A 19,070-nucleotide genomic window follows, 5' to 3' on the forward strand; every position below is an offset into this window, starting at 1 on the left:
TTAATAATGAACAAAGCACTTTATTAGTCAATAAATATTACTGATTCGTTAGCTAATCGTTACCTAGTTATCATGTTGCAAACATAAACGCTTGGCATACTTTAATGACTGATTTAAACCTGATTAAGGAAATTGATATGCCAACGCCACTTGAAATTTTATTGGATCCCATATCGCTTATTTTATTAGCAATTTACGCTACATTTATTGTTATTGAATTTATTCAGCCGAGTACTCCCCTTAAAAAAATAGAAGGTTGGTTTATTAAATGCACCTTTTTCTTTATCGTCTATTTTTATCTATCGAGCTATTTACCATTAATGTGGGACAAATATTTACTCCCTTATCAATTAGTTGACTTAACAACGGTAAACTCAATAGTCAGTACTTTTGTAGCATTAATAGTGTTTGAATTACTCATTTATTGTTGGCACCGAACAATGCATCGTAACAACTTTTTATGGCGAACCTTTCATCAAATGCACCACAGTGCCGAAAGATTAGATACCTTTGGGACTTTCTACTTTAGTCCTTTAGACATGATAGGTTTTACTTTTATTGGTAGTTTAACACTCAGTGTTTTTGTCGGCTTATCACCTGAAGCAGTCACTTGGTTTTTATATATAAATATGTTTTTAGTCATTTTTCAACATTCAAATATTAAAACACCTCAATGGCTTGGTTACATAATTCAGCGCCCAGAAAGTCATTCTATACACCATAAAAAAGGCGTGCATGCTTTCAATTATTCAGATTTACCTATATTCGATATAATTTTTGGTACGTTTAAAAATCCAAAAGATTTTGAATACGAATTAGGATTTTATGAAGGGAGTTCATATAAAACGATAGATATTTTACTGGGTAAAGATATGTCTAAGCAACAAAGTTAAGCCATAGTGCTGAATACATAAAACTCACTAAGCTAGATTTATATCAGTCTGATTATTTTACTGACCACTAAATTAAATGAGGTATTGACCGCTCGCTCAATATCTCTTTAACAGAATGTGCCAAAAGAAATTAAACCCTCGAAATGATCGTGTTTATTGTGCTGTATTTAATTAAGCCTATGAAGCACTTAACTTTTCCTTTGCAGTTAAGTAGTGATCAACTATATTTGTTAGACTGAACTCATGCAGGTGGAAAGTTAACTCCATTGCGATTGCACCTGCCATTTTACTAGTCCTCACACATCGATTCTCTAAGGAGGGAGTTACCTTGTTATTCAGACGCGTTCTTACGCACGTTAAAGATCAAAACTGGTTTGCCGTTGGCATCGATTTTTGTATTGTTGTCGTGGGTGTAGTGATTGGTATTCAGGTAAGTAACTGGAATACTGTTAGAAACGATACCGTCTATTATCAAGAAACTATGCATCGACTCGCGGAAGAGAGTCGTGAGATGATTCGAATCTCTGAAGAACAAGCAGTTGAGGTACATCAGCGTTTATCTACTGTACAAGCGGCAATATCTATACTTGAAACTTGCAGTACAGATGAAAATGCGAAAGCTAAACTTGAACTAGGCTTAAACGCAATAAGATCAGCATATGCAATTACCCCCATATCAACAGCGTTGAAATCACTGGTTTCAGATGAGCGACTATTGGCGCGTCAAACATCAATGCAAAGATCAATAATACGTGAATATGCGGTAACGATAGAAAATATTACAGAAACATCGAGCTTTATTCTCTCGAAAACAGGTATCCTTGATGTAGACAAACATCCGCTTGTTGGATTCTATTGGCTCAATGACCCCGCAAAATCACTCAATGGTGTTGATGTCCGTAACGCTATAGTCGTTGCTCCGCTTGCAGAGGTCTGTAAAGATTTGTCATTTAAAAAGCTCTTTTATCAATGGGAACGAACCCATAATTTTTTAATCCATCTGCAAAACACATTACTCGAAGTAGTCAGTGAGAATAGCAAGACGCTGGGCTTACCCTTAGCAATAGTCGAACCTTCGCCCAGCACATAAACTAAAAGCTATTTTCAACAAAATAGCTTTTAGTTAAATACTTTTCGTAAATGTTAAGTTGTATTTACGGCCTATGAAAATTTACAAATGTACCAAAATTGACTGCTGATCTTTCTTGGTCATTTTACTGACCACCAACATATATGAATTATCAATCATCCGTTCTATTTCACCTTGAGGAATAGAACCATCTAGAATCACGGTATTCCATTGTGCTTTATTCATATGATAACCGGGGATAACCGAAGGAAAAATATCACGGAGCATTTCGGCTTCCTCAGGATCGCATTTTAAGTTAATACAAAAATGCCCTGCCATTTTGCCATCAGTATCTTTTTCCGTTCCTTTTCCAAGTGCTAATGTCGCAAACATCTTAGTTTTTACACGAAATACTTTTACGTCATCACCAAAAGGGTAATAGAGCGATGTTTCAGGTTTAGATAATAAATATTTTTCTGCTAGTTGCTCTTCCATAAACACTCCACATAAATAAATTTTTTACTATCGCTAAAATAATGATTATTTATCGTGCACACAAGTAAAAATTCAACTACAAAAAAGCAGGAATATATCCTGCTTAATGTCGGTAAAAATTAAATACGCTTTATCTATCGTTAGTAATATGACACTTGTGTCGGTATCGTTAAAATATTTTTTCCGAAGCGTTTTAGCCATAGATAAATCGCAACAAAGACACTGATAACGATAAGTAATATAATACCTGCAGCAAAAGGAGATTCAGTAAAAGTAGCTAGCTGATACACAAAAGTCGCCACTAAATAAGCTAAGGTGAAACTCCATAATGCAGCAAAACTAGCCCAGCGGGTGCCCACTTCACTTTTGATCGCGCCCATCGCCGCGGCACATGGCGTATAAAGAAGAATAAACAGCAAGTAACTAAACGCACCAATTTTGCCAACAAATGCTGCTTGCATGACAGTAAAAGTCGTTTCATCTACACCCTGTTCTTCTGCGGCTATTTCAATCGTTGAAACATCGCCAATATCGGTACCTAGTGGATCATCAGCTTCAATTCCTAACAAGTTTTCTTTGATGGAATCTATCGCTTCTGTCCATAAGTCTTTAAATGAAGCAACAGCTTCCTCTTCCTGTGACGGAACTGCATATAAACTATTAAATGTTGCTACCAACGCCTCTTTTGCAAAAATGCCGGTGATTATACCCACACTCGCTTGCCAGTTGTCTTCTTTAATCCCCATCGGAGCTAAAAGTGGCGTCACAACTTGCGCACTTTGACTTAGCAAGGAGTCTTGAGAATCATGATGACCAAATTCTCCATCGGTGCCCAACGAGTTAAAAAAGTTTAAAACACAAACAACAATGACGATTGTTTTACCCGCGCCAAGGATAAAAGAACGTGTACGTTGTGTTACTCGTTGAATTAAATAAGAAAGCTTAGGCATTTCATATAAAGGTAGTTCCATAATATTTACGGAATTGGCCCCCATTAATACCGTATGTTTTAATAAAAGTCCGGTAAATAAAGCCGCTGCAATGCCAATTAAATAAAGTAGAAAGACTAAGTTTTGGCCAGAGTCAGGAAAAAAAGCGGCGGCAAAAAGCGCATATACTGGCAGCCTTGCACCACATGACATAAAAGGAGACATCATAATGGTAGTAATGCGTTCTCGTTCGCTATCGAGAATACGCGCCGACATAACCGCAGGCACTGTACAACCAAACCCGACAATCAATGGTACAAACGCTTTACCAGGCAAACCTATACGTTGCATGGCAGAATCAACAACAAACGCAGCACGCGCTAAATAGCCACTACTCTCTAATATCGATAAGCCAATAAATAAACAGGCAATAACGGGAATAAAAGTAGCCACAGTTTGCAAGCCTAATCCTGCGCCTTCAATAAGCGTAAGTAACCACTGCGGAGTACCAAGTCCCGTTAAAAATTGTTGTGGATAATCAACAAATATTGCGCCGGCTAAAATATCAAAAAAGTCGATAAAGGCACTACCGACATTAATGGCAAACATAAACAGTAAGTACATCATGCCAAGAAATACGGGCACACCTAGCCAAGGGTGCAAAATAATATGATCGAGTTTATCGCTTAGTTGTGTTTTATTTATCTCATCGATTTGTACGTGTGATAACAGCTGTTGAATAAATTCATAACGTGCTTGCATAATGGCGATCGCGTTATCATTTTTTGCCTTACAGCCTTCAGAATTACAATCACCTTGTTCTAACTGGTGTAAATGAACATCGTCTGCTTTTTGAGAAGAAATAACGTTTTCGGGTAAGTTTAGTGCCTGTATTTGCGTGGTTTTAGTCGGCATAGATTGCAAAGCGTCGGCAACTTTTTCAGTCATGTTACGTTTTAAGCTATTACCAATAATCACCGGACAACCAAGCTCTTTTGACATTAACTTTGTATCAACATTCACCGCTTCTTTTCTATCGGTTTTATTTAGCACCACTAAAACAGGTAAACCTAACTCCAACAATTGAGTTGTCAGGTACAACTGTCGCTTCAATTGCGTCGCATCAACAATATTAATTAAACAGTCAATTTTTTCTGCTTTGAGAAAATCTTGCGTGATAGATAAATCTTTTCCTTGATGAGTACGTGCTGATAAGGAACTAATACCCGGTAAATCAGTTAACAAGGTTGCTTGATTATTAAATAAAAAGGTCTGTTTTTTGATAGCAACGGTTACTCCCGACCAATTGCCTGTTTTTTGTTTTGCACCACTTAAGGCATTAAAAAACGTACTTTTACCAGAATTCGCAAAGCCGACTAACGCAATATGTAAATGATCAGACATTAGACGATTTCGATTCCTATTTGTTGTGCAACACTAGGGGCAATACAAATTTTGGTACCGTGAAGGTTGAAGGCAATTGGGCCATTAAAAGGAGCTTTATGAGCAAGTGTCACTTCCGTTTTAAGCGCAAAGCCTTGTTCAATCAACTTAGTCGTTAAGTCGAAATTTTCAGGAAGTTTACGAATGACAGCACGTTGAGCCCGCGCTAACTGTGAAAGTGTCATGACAGCCTAATATGTTAATAACAATGATTATCATTAATGTTACTCTAATATGAAATTTTGAGCAATAAAAGATGGTATTTACCTTGATGTATATCAGGGTTGTTAGTGAATCATTTCAAAAGTAGAAATAAAAAAATGCTTGTAACAGCTAAGCTACAAGCATTAAAACACAAAGAGTGGAGTGTTTAAAAGTTATAGCTTACTTCAGCCCAAGCACTCATGCCTTCGGCAGGTAAACGATTCATTACAGTAATATCACTACCTTTGACACGGTTGTATCCGCCTAAATGGTTTCGATATTCATTATCAAAAATATTATCGACACCTGCGCGCAAGGTCACTTGATTGTTTAGATAATATTGAAAATCAACATTGATCACGCCATAGCCTGCGCTCTCTTGTTCATTATTAGTCACAGCAACCTTATCAGTGGAAGCTGCAAATACAATGGCAAGATTCGTTGACCATTCATCACTTGAATAACTCGCATTAACTTGGCCATTTAACGGCGCAATGCGATATAAGTTATCATGAATATCACGGCGCTCGCCTCTGACAAAGCTAACAATAGTCGATAAACGCAAATGTTCATTCACTTGAACGTATCCGTCTAGATCTACACCGTATAATTTCGCATCGACATTATTAAACTGTAATGGGTTTTCATCACCTGACATCATGTTCGCCATCATACTTGCCGACATTTCATCCATCCCTAAGGGCGTACCTTGAATATAATCATCAATTTTTTGATAGAAAATATGCGGGGCAAAGCGAACATTATTTGATTGATAGGTTAACCCTAAATCTAATTGTTGCGCTGTTTCCGATTTAAGGTTGATATTACCAATATAGGTATTTCCATCGGCTAATCCGCCCGTCGCTTCCATGGGTGTCCATAAGTATCGTTCTTGATAAGAAGGTGCCCTATTTTTTAACCCTAAGCCAATGTACATCGACAACAGCTCATTTAATTGGGTATCGATGCTTAAAGCAATGTCGAAATTATTGTCAGTAACACTCCTATCGGCCTGATTAAATCCATCGCGTAAATCAATCGCAAGTTCTGACATTGTCGGCATTGGCATAGTGTCATCCATATCCATGGAGCTATTCATGTCCATGTTTTCATCCATGCCCATATCCATGTCGCTTGGCATCTGCATCATTGCCATAGACGTTGATACTTTGTCAGCATTTGCTTGTGCTCGTTTATAACGTAAGCCTAATTGAACTTGTGTATTATCAAACTGTTGTTGCCATTCAATAAAAGCGCCAAAACGATTGTCTTCAACACCGTTAAAGTTAACCACTTCAAACATCATATTATTTGGGTTAGTGATCACAGAATCATGCTCAGCTAAGTATCCATCTACACCGATACGTAAATCACCATAAGAAAACGATTGCTCCAGCGATAATTTAAAATCGGTTGTTGTGGCACTGGCGTTATTACGTCGATATTTTGTGGGGTCATCATTGGTTCGCATCAAAAAGTTTGTCATACCATGATCCGCATCTAGGTACCCTAATAACCAGTTCGCTTGCCAATTACCTAGCATAAAGTGACCATCGAAATTAACGCGATGACTAAAAATATATTCAATATCCATAGGCAATGCCGGCGTGCCAGAATCTTGCGTATCGGTATAGTGATAACTAAAACCCGTTTCACTTGCGTGACCAAAATAACGAAGATCTGTACCAAATTGACGCTTTTCAAAATCGCTAGGTGAAATTGTATCTCCACCTCCACTTTCCATACTATCGCCCGCTTGCCAATTTCCATAAAACAAACCAGCTAAATCTCCTTTAGCGAGATTGACGACAGACGATAAAGTACCCGCGTTATTATTACTTCGAATACCGGATTGAATATCACCAGTTGATTGCCAATCGTCACTATTATTACTTTCTGCTTTGCGCATTTTAATGTCGATTGCACCACCTAATGTATTGATCCCCGCGGAAACCGGTGCGATCCCGCGATAGATTGTCATAGCATCGACAATTAATGGCGTTGAATAACTTAAGGGAGTATCCATGGCATTTGGACCTGCACCAATTATCGTATGACCATTTAAAGTGGCGGATAATCTATCTCCATAAAGCCCTCGATATTGAGCAATTCCCGTAACCGGTCCATTGGTATTTACATTGGCTCCCGGTACAGATGTTAACCAATTCGCTAAATCAGGCTCTGTGGTTTTACCTTGAGCATAACTTTCATTATTCTCTAACCCAATATGATGACGTTGATTGGTAATGGTGATCACTTCGATATTTTTTAGCTTTTCTTTTTCGATAACATTAGGCGCATCAGCCCAAGCTTGGCTAGAAATAATTGTTGAGGAAAGCAATACCGCTTTGACTGCACATACGCTTGCTTTAATACGGAAAAATTGTCTGGGATATTTCATCGATAAATCACTTAGCTGTTTTAATTGGGGCTATTTTGTAAGTAAATAAATCTGAAAACAAAGGGAACATGAGAAAGTGCGACATTATGTCGCAGAAAATCAACGCTAAACTTGACGCACATCAAACTCGCTGATTTTTAAGCGATTAATCACCATTAGAACGCTTCATTTAAAAAGAATAAAAGTTAAAATTTACTCGATAAAATCAGTAAGCAACTAACCACACTGACCAACAAGCAAAAACTTTTAAATAGTAATCATTTTTGTACTAATGTACTTTGTTATACTATTTCATCAGCCAATTATGTGCCGATAATTAATGACAATTACTGCAACGATGGCACAATAGTCTTGTGGAAAACAAAAAGGATAGTAAATGAAGGGCTTAATAGGTTTGTTTCTAATATTGATCAGTCAGGTCAGTATTGCTGTTGAACAAGCAGAAACCATTTTCAAACAACTTGCACCATCGCTTTATCAAATTAGATTGATCGACAAAGCCAGTGGAGAAAAATCATCCATTGGCTCAGGTTTTCAAATCAGTAGTGATGGATTAATTGCAACGAATTATCATGTCATTTCGAGTTTTGCTCGCCACCCTGAAAAGTACCGAATTGAATATTTAGATAACAAAGGGAATAAAGCGTTATTAACCTTAAAAAGTATCGATGTAATTAATGATTTGGCTTTAGTTAAACGAGAAACTGATGCCGAAATGCCATTTTTTGAGATTTCTCAAAATATTCCAACGAAAGGCGAAGAGCTTTATTCGTTAGGGAATCCGCATGATCTTGGCATGATAGTCGTACCCGGTACCTATAACGGACTTAAAAAAGAATCATTTAACGACCGTATTCATTTTACTGGCTCAGTCAATTCAGGGATGAGTGGCGGCCCTGTCGTTAACAAAGAGACACAAGTAGTGGGCATAAATGTCGCCACTTCTGGCAATCAAATTGGCTTTCTTGTTCCTCACGATAAATTATTAGCATTGATCTCCCAATACCAAAAAGGCGCCTTGCTCACCATCGAAGAACAAATGGAAAATCAACTGCAAGCCAATCAAAAAAAATTAGTAGCGACTTTGTTAAGCAGTGATTGGCAATTAAAAAAACTTGGTGAAGGATTAATACCAACAATTGATGTGCCTTTTATCCGCTGTTGGGGGGAGTCAAATGCGGATAAAGACGACGCGCTCATTATGCTTGCCGTTGCTAATTGTTCTTTAGATGAAAATACCTACATAGCAGGCAATTTTTTCACAGGTTCATTAGAAATGGAATACCGTTTCATGCAAGCGAAAAAGTTATCTGATACAAAATTTTATCAATTATTCCAACGTCAGATAGCTCGAGTCATGCCAGGAAATAAAGCCGGTAAAGACGATGTGTCTGAGTTTGAATGCCAGCACGACATTATTATGCCTGAGCACCAAAATATTAATAATAAAGCCGTTTTCTGTACAAGAGCTTATAAAGATTTTGCTGATTTGTACGATGTATTGTATCTGGGCGTATCAATAGACAGACATGATCAAGCGTTACTTAGTCATTTTACTTTTGCCGGTGTTTCACAAAAAAGTGCCCAAGCGTTTACTAAGAAATTTATGGAGTCTGTCTCATGGAAATAATTGTCGAAGAGATCAGTCGAGGGCAAAAATTGCTCGGCCGTCATAAATTCAATAAAAATAGCATTAGTATTGGTCGTGGTTATCATAGTGATATTATTTTATCTGACCCACATGTCTGTGCTGAACACTTATCGATAGAATTCGATGGTGATAATTGGCGAGTGGTTGATTTAGATAGTATAAATGGCTGTTTTTTGGGAGAAGGTAAAAAACCTGCAAACGGTCATATTATTCACTCTGGCGATGTTATCACCATAGGTAAAAGCCAGATCCGTATTGTATTTCCACATCACCCAGTCGTTGACAGTATCACTCTGAGTCCATTTGAAAATTTGATCAACTTAACTAAGCAACCACTGGTATTAACCATTAATGTCGTTGTTTTTGCTCTTTTAACCGGTTGGATGTTCTTTTTAAATAACCCGAAAGAAGTAAACTTTACTCAATTATTTGTGCCTGCGGTCGGTATAACCTTAATGTTTGCCATTTGGCCAGCTGCCGTTGCTTTAGTGTCACACTTAACCAAACATGACGCGCGAATTTTTACACAATTAGGTATTTGTTTTGTTTTTTACAATTTAAGTTGGGTAATAGACTTTCTTGAAGCATTGGTAAATTTCAACACGTCAAGCCAATCACTTCTTCCACATATGATCATTGTCTTGCCAATAGCCTTAGCGTTTTGTTTATTTTGGCTAAATTGCCATATAGGTTTCCATATGGGTAAAGTAAGAAGAATAGTTGTTGCGGCTTCTTTAACAACGTTATTATTTGGCGGTACTTTCCTGATCCAGCTTAGTAAAAAGCCTGATTTTAGTGTGAGACCGCAATTTAACTCTACGTTGCTCACACCAAACTTTATGTTAGCGCCAAGTAACAATGTTGACGAATTTATTGAAAACAGTAATGAACTATTTAAAAACGTGCAAACTTCAAAAAATAAAGATGATTAACATGTCTTTATAAGTTATACCGCCGTAAAAAAGCTCAAGTATCTTATAGATATTTGAGCTTTTTTCTTTCAGCGTATAACCCAAACAGTGAGTAACCAGTAACGCTTTAATCAATGAGCTAACGTGATTTTATTTACAGCGACGCTCTACGCTTAATTTACTTGTTTATTTAAAAAAGACTTATCAACAAATTTTTCTTTGAGGTATTGCTGTAATTTAAGTAAATCTTTCTCAGGAAACCATTTTTTATGCGCTAAATAGTAATCTTTACTGTGATACATAGTGGCTAAAATATCATTAATTGCTTTAATCGCCTTTGCGCCTTCTTCACTTTTTGAACAACTAATGTGAGCAATCAAATAAGGAGGAGCACCCGCGATAGCATGTTGTTCTAATAAAGCTTTTTGAGCTGGATTAGGATTAATATCAATGGGTAGTGCTAATAAATAGTCTACTCTATTTGCGTAAAGCATAGCTTCAAGCGCGGTGACTCTATTTACGCCGCCTCTAAAATAGATATTTTTTTCTGCTAATTTATCGATTTCAACATCCAAAAAAGGACCAAAAGAAACCCCTTTGGCAAGTCCGATAATTTTTTCAGGAGTGTGCTCAAATACCGCTTTTAAACTGGTTATTTCACCATTTTCATCAAATAAGTGTTTAGCTAACCTAGTACTTTGATTATAACGAAAAAGTTTATGGGTTAAGTAAAAAGCTTGCGGTGTTGAGAATAAAGAATATTTTTGACGCGACTCAAGTTTTGCACGATTTGCGGCACAAGCATTTGGTGTTGTTTTCAGCACTTGTTCGATACGTTTAATCGACATGCGTTGAACTTCAATGTCATACTGCGTTAATTGCGCGATGACACGACTTTCAATATAAGTAGCAACTGACGTCGTTGGCGCTGTCATCGTCAATAGATTAAGGTTTTCTTTTTTGTCTTCCACTAACCAAACAAGCGATTTTTTGACGTCCTTTTGCACTGGCAGTACAACTGTTTGAGCATTAACAAAAGCCGCAATCGATAAAGATAAAATAAAGAAAACAAACGTTAATATATAACTGTTTAGCGCTTTCAATACTTTATCCTTTTATTTGTTAAGTGTCTTAAAACCGAATAAATATAGCTGTTTATCGCAAACGTTATGGTTTAGCAATAAAACCAACGGCATCGTAAACTGAAGTCAAAATTTTACTGGCACGCTCTGAAGCTTTTTCTGCACCATTTCGCATGACTTGCTCCATTAGAGCTTGATCATTACGATACTGATGATACTTTTCTTGGATCGGCTCTAGCATGGCAACAACAGCATCCGCTACATCACCTTTTAAATGACCGTACATTTTATCTTCGTATTGAGGCACTAATTGTTCAACTGTTTGCCCTGTTGCACAAGACAAGAGCGATAACAAATTAGACACACCTGGCTTTTCTTCAATATTAAAATAGATACGGGCTTGCTCATCGGAATCCGTCACAGCACGTTTTATCTTTTTAGCAATTTTTTTCGGCTCTTCTAACAAGCCAATAAAATTACCTGGATTCGTATCAGACTTTGACATTTTCTTAGTCGGCTCAAGCAAACTCATTACTCGAGCGCCATGTTCTGGAATATAGGGATCAGGAACAACAAAAACATCACCATGTAAATTATTAAAACGCGTAGCAATATCACGTGCTAACTCAAGATGCTGCTTTTGATCATCACCAACAGGCACACGGTCTGCACGATATAGTAAAATATCTGCCGCCATTAACACCGGATAAGTAAACAATCCTGAATTCATATTCGCTTCAGATTTTTGTGACTTATCTTTGTATTGAGTCATTCTATTTAACTCACCCATTTGCGTGTAGCAACTTAAAACCCAACTCAATTGGGCATGCTCTGGCACATGAGACTGAATAAATATCGTACTTTTCTCAGGATCAACGCCACAAGCTAAGTATAAAGCTAAACCATCAAGTGTAGCTTTACGTAACGCAGCAGGATCAGGTCGAACAGTAATAGCATGTTGATTCACTAACATGTAATAGCAGTTATGTGAATCTTGCATATTTACCCACTGCTTAAGCGCGCCTAAATAATTACCAATGGTTAATTCACCCGATGGCTGACAGCCACTTAATACAACAGGTTTACTCATGAGTTCTCTTTACCTAAATACGATTTATTTAAAAAAATTGATCAACTTAACCAATTTTAGCTTATTGTTTCACTGTTGCGAGTTGTGCTCGCATTTCATCTATTGCTTGCTGATAATCATCTTTTGAAAAAATAGCCGAACCTGCAACAAACATATCTGCACCCGCCGCCGCTATTTCGGCAATATTATCGGCCTTAACGCCACCATCTACTTCTAATCGAATATCTCGACCACTAGCTACAATTTTCTCACGTACCAACTTAATTTTATCTAAAGTTGTCGGGATAAATGATTGTCCGCCAAAACCTGGATTTACAGACATTAGTAAAATTACATCAAGCTTATCCATAACAAAATCTAAACAATGCAAAGGGGTGGCTGGATTTAATACTAGGCCAGCCTTACAGCCATGATCTTTAATCAATTGCAACGTTCTATCGATATGATCACTGCCTTCAGGATGAAAAGTAATAATATCAGCGCCGGCTTTGGCAAAACTAGGGATAAGACTATCGACAGGTTTCACCATCAAATGCACATCAATGGGAGCCGTAATACCATAATCGCGTAATGACTGACAAATCATCGGACCAAACGTTAAATTAGGGACAAAGTGATTATCCATGACATCAAAATGAATGACATCAGCTCCCGCTTTGAGGACATTAGCAACATCTTCACCTAAACGAGCGAAATCAGCTGAAAGAATGGAAGGCGCAATTAAATATGATGACATTATTTTCCCCTTTAAAAAACAGCGCTACTTTACCTAAAACACGACTAAAAATGAAGCATAAAGACAAATTTGGCTATTTTATTTTTTAAGATTAATTATTTTTACCTCAGGATAAAAAAGCATCTTGCTGCAAGACTAAACATCCTATTTTGAATGTCTTTTATAAAGATGTCTCTGTTACTTTTTATTGAAAATAGAGCACATCAACTATTTTTGAAAGGTAAAGTAAATTAACGATTAACAAATATTTATCCTACTATTAACCATCATAAACTATGCACCTTTTTTGATCATTGTTGAAACACTCGCACTATTATTGATCACAGGAAAATTGATTCCCATAATTAAAAACATCTAATTAATTGATTTTAAACATAAATACTTTTTTTGTTATTCAGGCACTCTCTTTGCAATCTCAAAGTAACAAAAATAAACTAAATGAGAATCACATGAAAAAAACACTATTAAATATCGCACTCTCTTCAACTCTTTTAACTGCTTCTATCGCTTCATTTAATGCTAGTGCCGAAGAAGGCCTTGCAGGTATTGAAGGATTAAGTGGCAACGTAGGTGTTGTATCACAATACTTTTTCCGTGGTATAGCACAAACGACGACTGCTTCTGCAAGCGGTGGCTTAGACCTTGAAAAAGGTGGTTTTTACGCAGGTACTTGGGCTGCGGATGTACAAGATGGTATCGAAGTTGATTTCTACGCGGGTTACGGAGTAGAAACAGACAGCGGTCTTAGTTTAAGTGCTGGCTTCACAACTTATCAATACACTGGTGATTTTGATTCGGCATATAATGAAATTAACTTAAGCGCTGCTTATGGTATTTTCTCACTTTCATACAATGTTGGTACTCACGAAGAAGATAAAGACTTAGGTATTGACGAGTCTGATTATGATTTTATTTCATTAACCTTAGAAGGCGATTCTGGACTTTATGCGACTCTTGGTTCTTGGGGTAAAGATTTTGAAGGTGAATATGTTGAACTTGGATACGGCACATCTATTTCTGGCTTTGATATTGGTGTGGCATTAATTTCTAATTCAGAAGAATTAGATGTTGAATCAGGTAAAGGCGAAGAATCATTAGTATTAAGCATCGGCGCTTCTTTTTAAGTCGAGATTATTAAAGTATCTCTACCCTTAACAATTATTAAAACGCATAGTTTATCTATGCGTTTTTTAGTTTATATTCGTCAAAACACAAATTTTATCAAAGTGATCAATGCCATCACACCTAAAGTAAATGGCCAAAAGCATAGTTTAGGTAATAAATTATCTTCAGCCATTATCCATTTTAAAGTAACGTCTTTTCCTCGCGAAAAGAAATAGGTATTCATAATTAACATCACCATTGTGAAGTACATCAATAAAAAGAAATATTCGATATAAACGATGCCGTCCTCAGAAAACTGTTCTCGAAGTTGAATATGTGCAATTAACACGACAAAAAACAATGCTGAAACGATGGAAATAACGCCGGTAAAATTAAACCCTAATGTCTCACGTTTTTTAGGCTCTGCGGTGATCGTCATCAACACAGCGAATAATAATGTTGCTACCGTTAACAAAGGTACTAAGTTAATGATGAAAGCATTTAAGAACTTTCTTTTCAGCACAATATTAAAATAAAGTTCTGGGTATTCATATTGTTGCGACTTAAAACTTGTCCCGAAATTTGTATCATAGTGTATCGATTTATAATCGAAAAACGTCTCATCTACTTGCCAATCTCCCAACACCAAATTATCTTCTATTCCAAAAGATTGACCAATTTCGGTAGATTTATAATTTTCTAACGCTGGCGTAAAAACCAAATTTCTCTCTGAAATAGACGGCGAAATTCTGATCCAAACCGTTTTATGATCTAATGGGTAGTCTAAATAATTAAATTTCTGTCTTAATACAACATTGAAACTCCAGCCATAAACCGTACCATCTTCCACCATTTGCTGGTATTGCAATTCCATTTCTGAACCTTCTACTTGTTCAGGAAATATAAAACTGGGTTTCACTTCTTGAGGTTGATCAATAGAATCAGGAAACTTCTGCCAAATATAACCACTGACACTCACGTCATTTGAACTACTAAAAGCCAAGGCTTGAATAAAAACGCCAGTCGGAATAAAAGTAAACTCATGCTCAGAAGGATGAGCGGTATTTTGTAACTTCTTAATGAGGTTTTCTTGAGCAAGTTCTGTGGTGCTAAGCTGATCGATATTCGGCTTATAATGGTTATCTACATGAAGCCAAGTCAAAACAATGATGACCAGAAAAGTAATTGATAAAGTATAGGATATTCGCCAAAGCGCTTGTTGGCTAATGTTAGTTATATTTGATGTTGGCATTTAAACTTCCCTGATTTTTAACTATATGATATATCGGTCTTTATTTGAATAATGAATATAACGTAATATGCATTAAACACCCAAGATGCATTGAATACTTGCTTTTAGACTTGGTCTTTAGTTTACTATTAGAGCAATACAAATAAGTATTAAGGAAAAAAATGAGTCAGAAGATACGAAACACCGTTAAAAGTGTTGCTTCAGCATTTTTAGGCGTACAGAGTAATAAAAACAGGGAGAAAGATTTTACAGAAGGAAAATTCAGCCACTTCGTTATCATTGGCTTACTTGGCGTTATTCTTTTTATCGGCGCTTTAATTAGCATAGTTTCTCTCGTACTAAATTAGCTCGCTTTCATCCTAAAGTTATGACTTGGCGTTATAAAGTACCATTAACTCGGCCACTTTTTTTCGCCCTCCTCCCTTTTGACTTATTGTTCGCGCCACTTGAATCGATTTCTTTTTATTAGCACCTTGATAAATTTTACGTGTCCATATTGTGTCATGATTACTAATTAACACGCTAACTTCTTTATTTTCAACAATTTCTTCTGCTGCGTTTGCTAAGTCTGCTTGTTCATCTAAACCAAAACCATTGCCAGCATAACTCGTAAAGCTTGCCGTTTTACTAAGCGGCACATACGGTGGATCACAATAAATCACATCACCATTTTCAGCTCTAGCAAACGTTTGTCGATAACTCTCACAAATAAATATCGCTTTCTGAGCCTTTTCAGCAAAAAACCACAGCTCTTCTTCTGGAAAGTATGGCTTTTTATATTTTCCAAAAGGTACATTGTAACCCCCAGATTTATTATATCGACACAAGCCGTTATAACCATGCCTATTCATATATAAGAACAGTAGTGATCGGTAATATTTATCAACGGTGGCATTAAATTCGGTACGTAAATGATAATAAGCTTCTGCTTGATTGTTTTCTGGACAGAAAATCGCTTTTGCGTCATCAATAAAACATTGAGGTTTACTTTGAATGATCTGATATAAATTAATCAAATCTTTATTGATATCATTTAAGATATAACTTTCATGATCGCTATTTAAAAAGACAGAGCCAGCACCAACAAAAGGCTCAATCAGCCTATCACCCGATGGCAGCATTTTATTAATAACATCGCTAAGACTGTATTTTCCGCCAGCCCACTTTAAAAACGCTCGATGTTTTTTTACCATTTAGCTCAAAACCCTAATACGACAGATTAGCCTTCAAAGACTAAGAAACGGGAATTGTAACTTGATTTTCTACTGATTGGGAGCGTTGAAAGCGATTGATTTCATCATTAATCGTTGTGATAGCTTTGATCCAAGGCGATCTTTCTTGGATCGTTTGTGGAAGTTGGCCAATTGCTTGTTCTGCTTGTTGTCGATCTTGAAAGTATTCACTAGTCACTATTGTCATAATTTCATCATTCACGACACGTTTGTATTGAAAAAGTGGCAAGCTTTGGTACTCCGCCATAAACTCATCCAAAATATTTTGTTGAGTAAATCCCGCAATTTGAATCACAAAACCTTGCTCTTGACCTTGATATTGACCTTTGATTATCGCCGGTTCTGATTTTGTAACCTGTTGTTTGTCGTCGATGGCATTATTCGCTGGAATTACTTCAACAGATTCAATATTCATATCGCTAGCTTTGTCGATGCTTTCGGTCTTTTTTTCGGCTACAACAACATCGTTAACCGGTGTAACAAATACGGGCTCCATTGCACGCTTCTGTTCACTAGTTAACTCATTCTCAGTTGTTGCTTTTACATCAGCGTTTTGATTGTAAGCTTCAATCGCATTGATAATATCAACAGGTTGAGCGGCTTGAGGAGTACTCACTTCAAGCTTGATATCATCTATTGGACGACCTAATAATGAGGTTAAGATGTCATTAGCAGTTGCTTGCTTATTCTTTGTTGCAACTACGTTTGTGTCTTTATCTATTTGAATAAAAGTGTCAGGCAAGGTGACGGGCTTATCAGACAATTCTGTTTGATTAACTAAATGATCATGCATTGCGGTGCTAAAACCAAAAACATCTCGTTTAAATAAGAAATAAACGCTACCAGCAGCAAGCAAAGCTAGCATAATAAAGAATGCTAGCCATTTTTTCATTGGCGTTATTGCTAAATAATTTTTAGGGGGTTTAAATTGTTTAGCATTATGTGAAATCAACTGCCCTGTTTGAGCCGAAATAATCGCTAATTTTTTATGAAATAACGTCGGATTCTGACAAATCTTTAGTCCGCCTTGTGGCGTTGATAACATTAATATACTAACTTGATGATCTGATCTTTTTGCAACTTCAGCTAATTGACATAACTCATGTGTTAGTTGTAATGAAAGTAGGTGTGCGTTATCAATAACGATAGTGACTGGTTGCTGATGCTTTTTAACCAGATTTATTAAACTCACTGCCACAGACTGTTCTGGGTCAAAAAGTGTATTACCAAATAACTGTTCAATAATACGGCAGCGCACTTGTAAGTCATTTAACTTTGCTGACATCGTGATATATGCAGCATTATGATCAGGCGATAAGTTACTGAGAAATTGGCTACCCACACTTGAACACAGTGCTATTTGCTCATCAACCACCATAACGGCTTGTTTTGAAAATCGTAAAATATAATCAACACGTGCGATCGCACTTATGGTTGTGACACTTTCTGATTGTGTTGGAGTTTCAAGAGCTTGCGCTAACGAAGACATATTTCACCTATCTGTAAATTTCTACAGAATTTGCTGAAGCATATCCTCGTTAATATCGTCACGCATGACAGATTTACCAATTGCGGTAGGAATAATTAAACGTAATTTACCGCCAATATTTTTCTTATCACGGCGCATATGTTTAATAAACTCATTAAAGCCCATCGTTTGTGGTGCAATTAATGGCAATTCAAAATCAGTTAATAGTTGTTCAATACGACGAAGTTCTGACACTTCTAGCAAATTCATTGCTACTGCAAGCTTAGCAGCAAGTACCATGCCAGTGGCTACAGCTTCGCCATGTAACCAATTACCGTAGCCTTGTTCAGCTTCAATCGCATGACCAAAAGTATGCCCTAAATTCAGTAATGCGCGAACCCCTGCTTCAGTTTCATCAGCGGAAACGATATCGGCTTTACACTGACAGCATTTTTCAATCATTTGAATTAACACTTGTTGCTCGCCAGCTTTAATCGCCTTGGTATTAGCTTCTAACCAAGCAAAAAAATCACCATCGCCTAAGATGCCATATTTGATCACTTCAGCCATACCTGCAGAAAATTCTCTTTTCGGTAAGGTAGTTAGGCTATCAATATCAATAATCACGGCTTTAGGTTGATAAAAAGCGCCGATCATATTTTTCCCTAAAGGGTGATTCACGGCAGTTTTTCCGCCAACTGAGGAGTCGACTTGCGAGAGTAATGTCGTCGGAATTTGAATAAAATCAATTCCGCGTTGATAACACGCAGCAGCAAAGCCAGTAATATCACCAATAACACCGCCACCTAATGCGATTAAAGTAGAATCTCTACCGTGTGTATTCGCTAGTAAGTGCGACATAATCTTGTCGAAATTGTTTAAGTTCTTCTCTGCTTCGCCATCGGCAAGGATCACTTCATCAACTTGATATTGATGTAACTGGGATTTGATTTTTTCAAGGTATAAAGGAGCAACGACAGTATTCGTGACAATACATACTCGCTTTGCCCGAATATGTTGAGAGAGCAAATTATTTTGATTAAATAAATTACTCTCTATATATATTGGATAACTACGCTCACCTAGGTCAAGCTTGAGAGTTGCCATGCT

The 19,070-nt window shown here is 36.9% G+C and carries 17 protein-coding genes; 6 read left to right on the forward strand and 11 right to left on the reverse strand.

Translation table 11 applies throughout. The features are described 5' to 3' along the window. Positions 1–104: 104 nt before the first annotated feature. Positions 105–893: a sterol desaturase family protein gene (locus tag ABXH06_RS07750; RefSeq protein WP_353517838.1), complete on the forward strand. Its 789-nt coding sequence runs from the start codon at positions 105–107 to the stop codon at positions 891–893. Between the two features lie 328 nt (positions 894–1,221). Continuing rightward, the gene (locus ABXH06_RS07755; protein ID WP_353517839.1) at positions 1,222–1,983 is read left to right on the forward strand and encodes a hypothetical protein; all 762 of its coding nucleotides are present in this window, start codon (positions 1,222–1,224) and stop codon (positions 1,981–1,983) included. 81 nt (positions 1,984–2,064) lie between these two features. Here the strand turns inward: ABXH06_RS07755 and ABXH06_RS07760 are convergent, their stop codons facing one another. From ABXH06_RS07760 to ABXH06_RS07775, 4 genes are all read right to left on the reverse strand, one after another. After that, the gene (locus tag ABXH06_RS07760) at positions 2,065–2,457 is read right to left on the reverse strand and encodes an MmcQ/YjbR family DNA-binding protein (protein WP_353517840.1); all 393 of its coding nucleotides are present in this window, start codon (positions 2,455–2,457) and stop codon (positions 2,065–2,067) included. Between the two features lie 140 nt (positions 2,458–2,597). After that, a complete protein-coding gene (feoB, locus tag ABXH06_RS07765) occupies positions 2,598–4,790 on the reverse strand; it encodes a ferrous iron transport protein B (RefSeq protein WP_353517841.1) in 2,193 nt (730 codons plus the stop codon). After that, complete coding sequence (locus tag ABXH06_RS07770; protein WP_353517842.1) at positions 4,790–5,014, reverse strand: FeoA family protein; 225 nt, start codon at positions 5,012–5,014, stop codon at positions 4,790–4,792. Before ABXH06_RS07770 ends, feoB begins: the two co-directional genes overlap by 1 nt. A 185-nt stretch (positions 5,015–5,199) precedes the next feature. Beyond that, complete coding sequence (locus ABXH06_RS07775; protein WP_353517843.1) at positions 5,200–7,434, reverse strand: TonB-dependent receptor; 2,235 nt, start codon at positions 7,432–7,434, stop codon at positions 5,200–5,202. A gap of 376 nt (positions 7,435–7,810) precedes the next feature. Between ABXH06_RS07775 and ABXH06_RS07780 the strand changes: the two genes are divergently transcribed. Continuing rightward, positions 7,811–9,064: a S1 family peptidase gene (locus ABXH06_RS07780; RefSeq protein ID WP_353517844.1), complete on the forward strand. Its 1,254-nt coding sequence runs from the start codon at positions 7,811–7,813 to the stop codon at positions 9,062–9,064. Beyond that, positions 9,055–10,017, forward strand: a complete 963-nt coding sequence (locus ABXH06_RS07785) for an FHA domain-containing protein (RefSeq protein WP_311580485.1) — start codon at positions 9,055–9,057, stop codon at positions 10,015–10,017. The genes ABXH06_RS07780 and ABXH06_RS07785 overlap by 10 nt, the downstream gene beginning before the upstream one ends. A 152-nt stretch (positions 10,018–10,169) precedes the next feature. Here ABXH06_RS07785 and ABXH06_RS07790 read toward each other — a convergent pair whose 3' ends face one another. The 3 genes from ABXH06_RS07790 to rpe form a co-directional block, all read right to left on the reverse strand. Next, positions 10,170–11,099, reverse strand: a complete 930-nt coding sequence (locus ABXH06_RS07790; RefSeq protein WP_311580488.1) for a transporter substrate-binding domain-containing protein — start codon at positions 11,097–11,099, stop codon at positions 10,170–10,172. Between the two features lie 64 nt (positions 11,100–11,163). Further along, positions 11,164–12,168, reverse strand: coding sequence for a tryptophan--tRNA ligase (trpS, locus tag ABXH06_RS07795; RefSeq protein WP_311580491.1), 1,005 nt, complete (start codon positions 12,166–12,168; stop codon positions 11,164–11,166). Positions 12,169–12,229: 61 nt separating this feature from the next. After that, positions 12,230–12,904 (reverse strand): ribulose-phosphate 3-epimerase, encoded by a 675-nt coding sequence (rpe, locus tag ABXH06_RS07800; protein ID WP_311580494.1) that lies wholly within the window; start codon positions 12,902–12,904, stop codon positions 12,230–12,232. A gap of 449 nt (positions 12,905–13,353) precedes the next feature. Here rpe and ABXH06_RS07805 point away from each other — a divergent pair, with 449 nt between their 5' ends. After that, positions 13,354–14,028 (forward strand): TorF family putative porin, encoded by a 675-nt coding sequence (locus tag ABXH06_RS07805; RefSeq protein WP_311580497.1) that lies wholly within the window; start codon positions 13,354–13,356, stop codon positions 14,026–14,028. Positions 14,029–14,108: 80 nt separating this feature from the next. Here ABXH06_RS07805 and ABXH06_RS07810 read toward each other — a convergent pair whose 3' ends face one another. After that, positions 14,109–15,260, reverse strand: coding sequence for a hypothetical protein (locus ABXH06_RS07810; protein WP_353517845.1), 1,152 nt, complete (start codon positions 15,258–15,260; stop codon positions 14,109–14,111). Between the two features lie 161 nt (positions 15,261–15,421). On the opposite strand from ABXH06_RS07810, the gene ABXH06_RS07815 reads away from it, so the two are divergent. Continuing rightward, on the forward strand, positions 15,422–15,607 hold the full coding sequence (locus ABXH06_RS07815; RefSeq protein WP_311580505.1) for a DUF2970 domain-containing protein: 186 nt from the start codon (positions 15,422–15,424) through the stop codon (positions 15,605–15,607). An 18-nt stretch (positions 15,608–15,625) separates the two neighbouring features. Here the strand turns inward: ABXH06_RS07815 and ABXH06_RS07820 are convergent, their stop codons facing one another. From ABXH06_RS07820 to aroB, 3 genes are read right to left on the reverse strand one after another with little or no spacing between them, the layout of a single operon-like run. Next, on the reverse strand, positions 15,626–16,453 hold the full coding sequence (locus ABXH06_RS07820) for a Dam family site-specific DNA-(adenine-N6)-methyltransferase (RefSeq protein WP_353517846.1): 828 nt from the start codon (positions 16,451–16,453) through the stop codon (positions 15,626–15,628). Positions 16,454–16,493: 40 nt separating this feature from the next. Next, positions 16,494–17,981 (reverse strand): SPOR domain-containing protein, encoded by a 1,488-nt coding sequence (locus tag ABXH06_RS07825; protein WP_353517847.1) that lies wholly within the window; start codon positions 17,979–17,981, stop codon positions 16,494–16,496. A gap of 21 nt (positions 17,982–18,002) precedes the next feature. Continuing rightward, positions 18,003–19,067, reverse strand: a complete 1,065-nt coding sequence (gene aroB / locus ABXH06_RS07830) for a 3-dehydroquinate synthase (RefSeq protein ID WP_353517848.1) — start codon at positions 19,065–19,067, stop codon at positions 18,003–18,005. Between the last annotated feature and the right edge of the window lie 3 nt (positions 19,068–19,070).

Source organism: Thalassotalea sp. SU-HH00458, from assembly GCF_040362795.1.
In the GTDB taxonomy this organism is placed as follows: Bacteria; Pseudomonadota; Gammaproteobacteria; order Enterobacterales; family Alteromonadaceae; genus Thalassotalea_H; species Thalassotalea_H castellviae.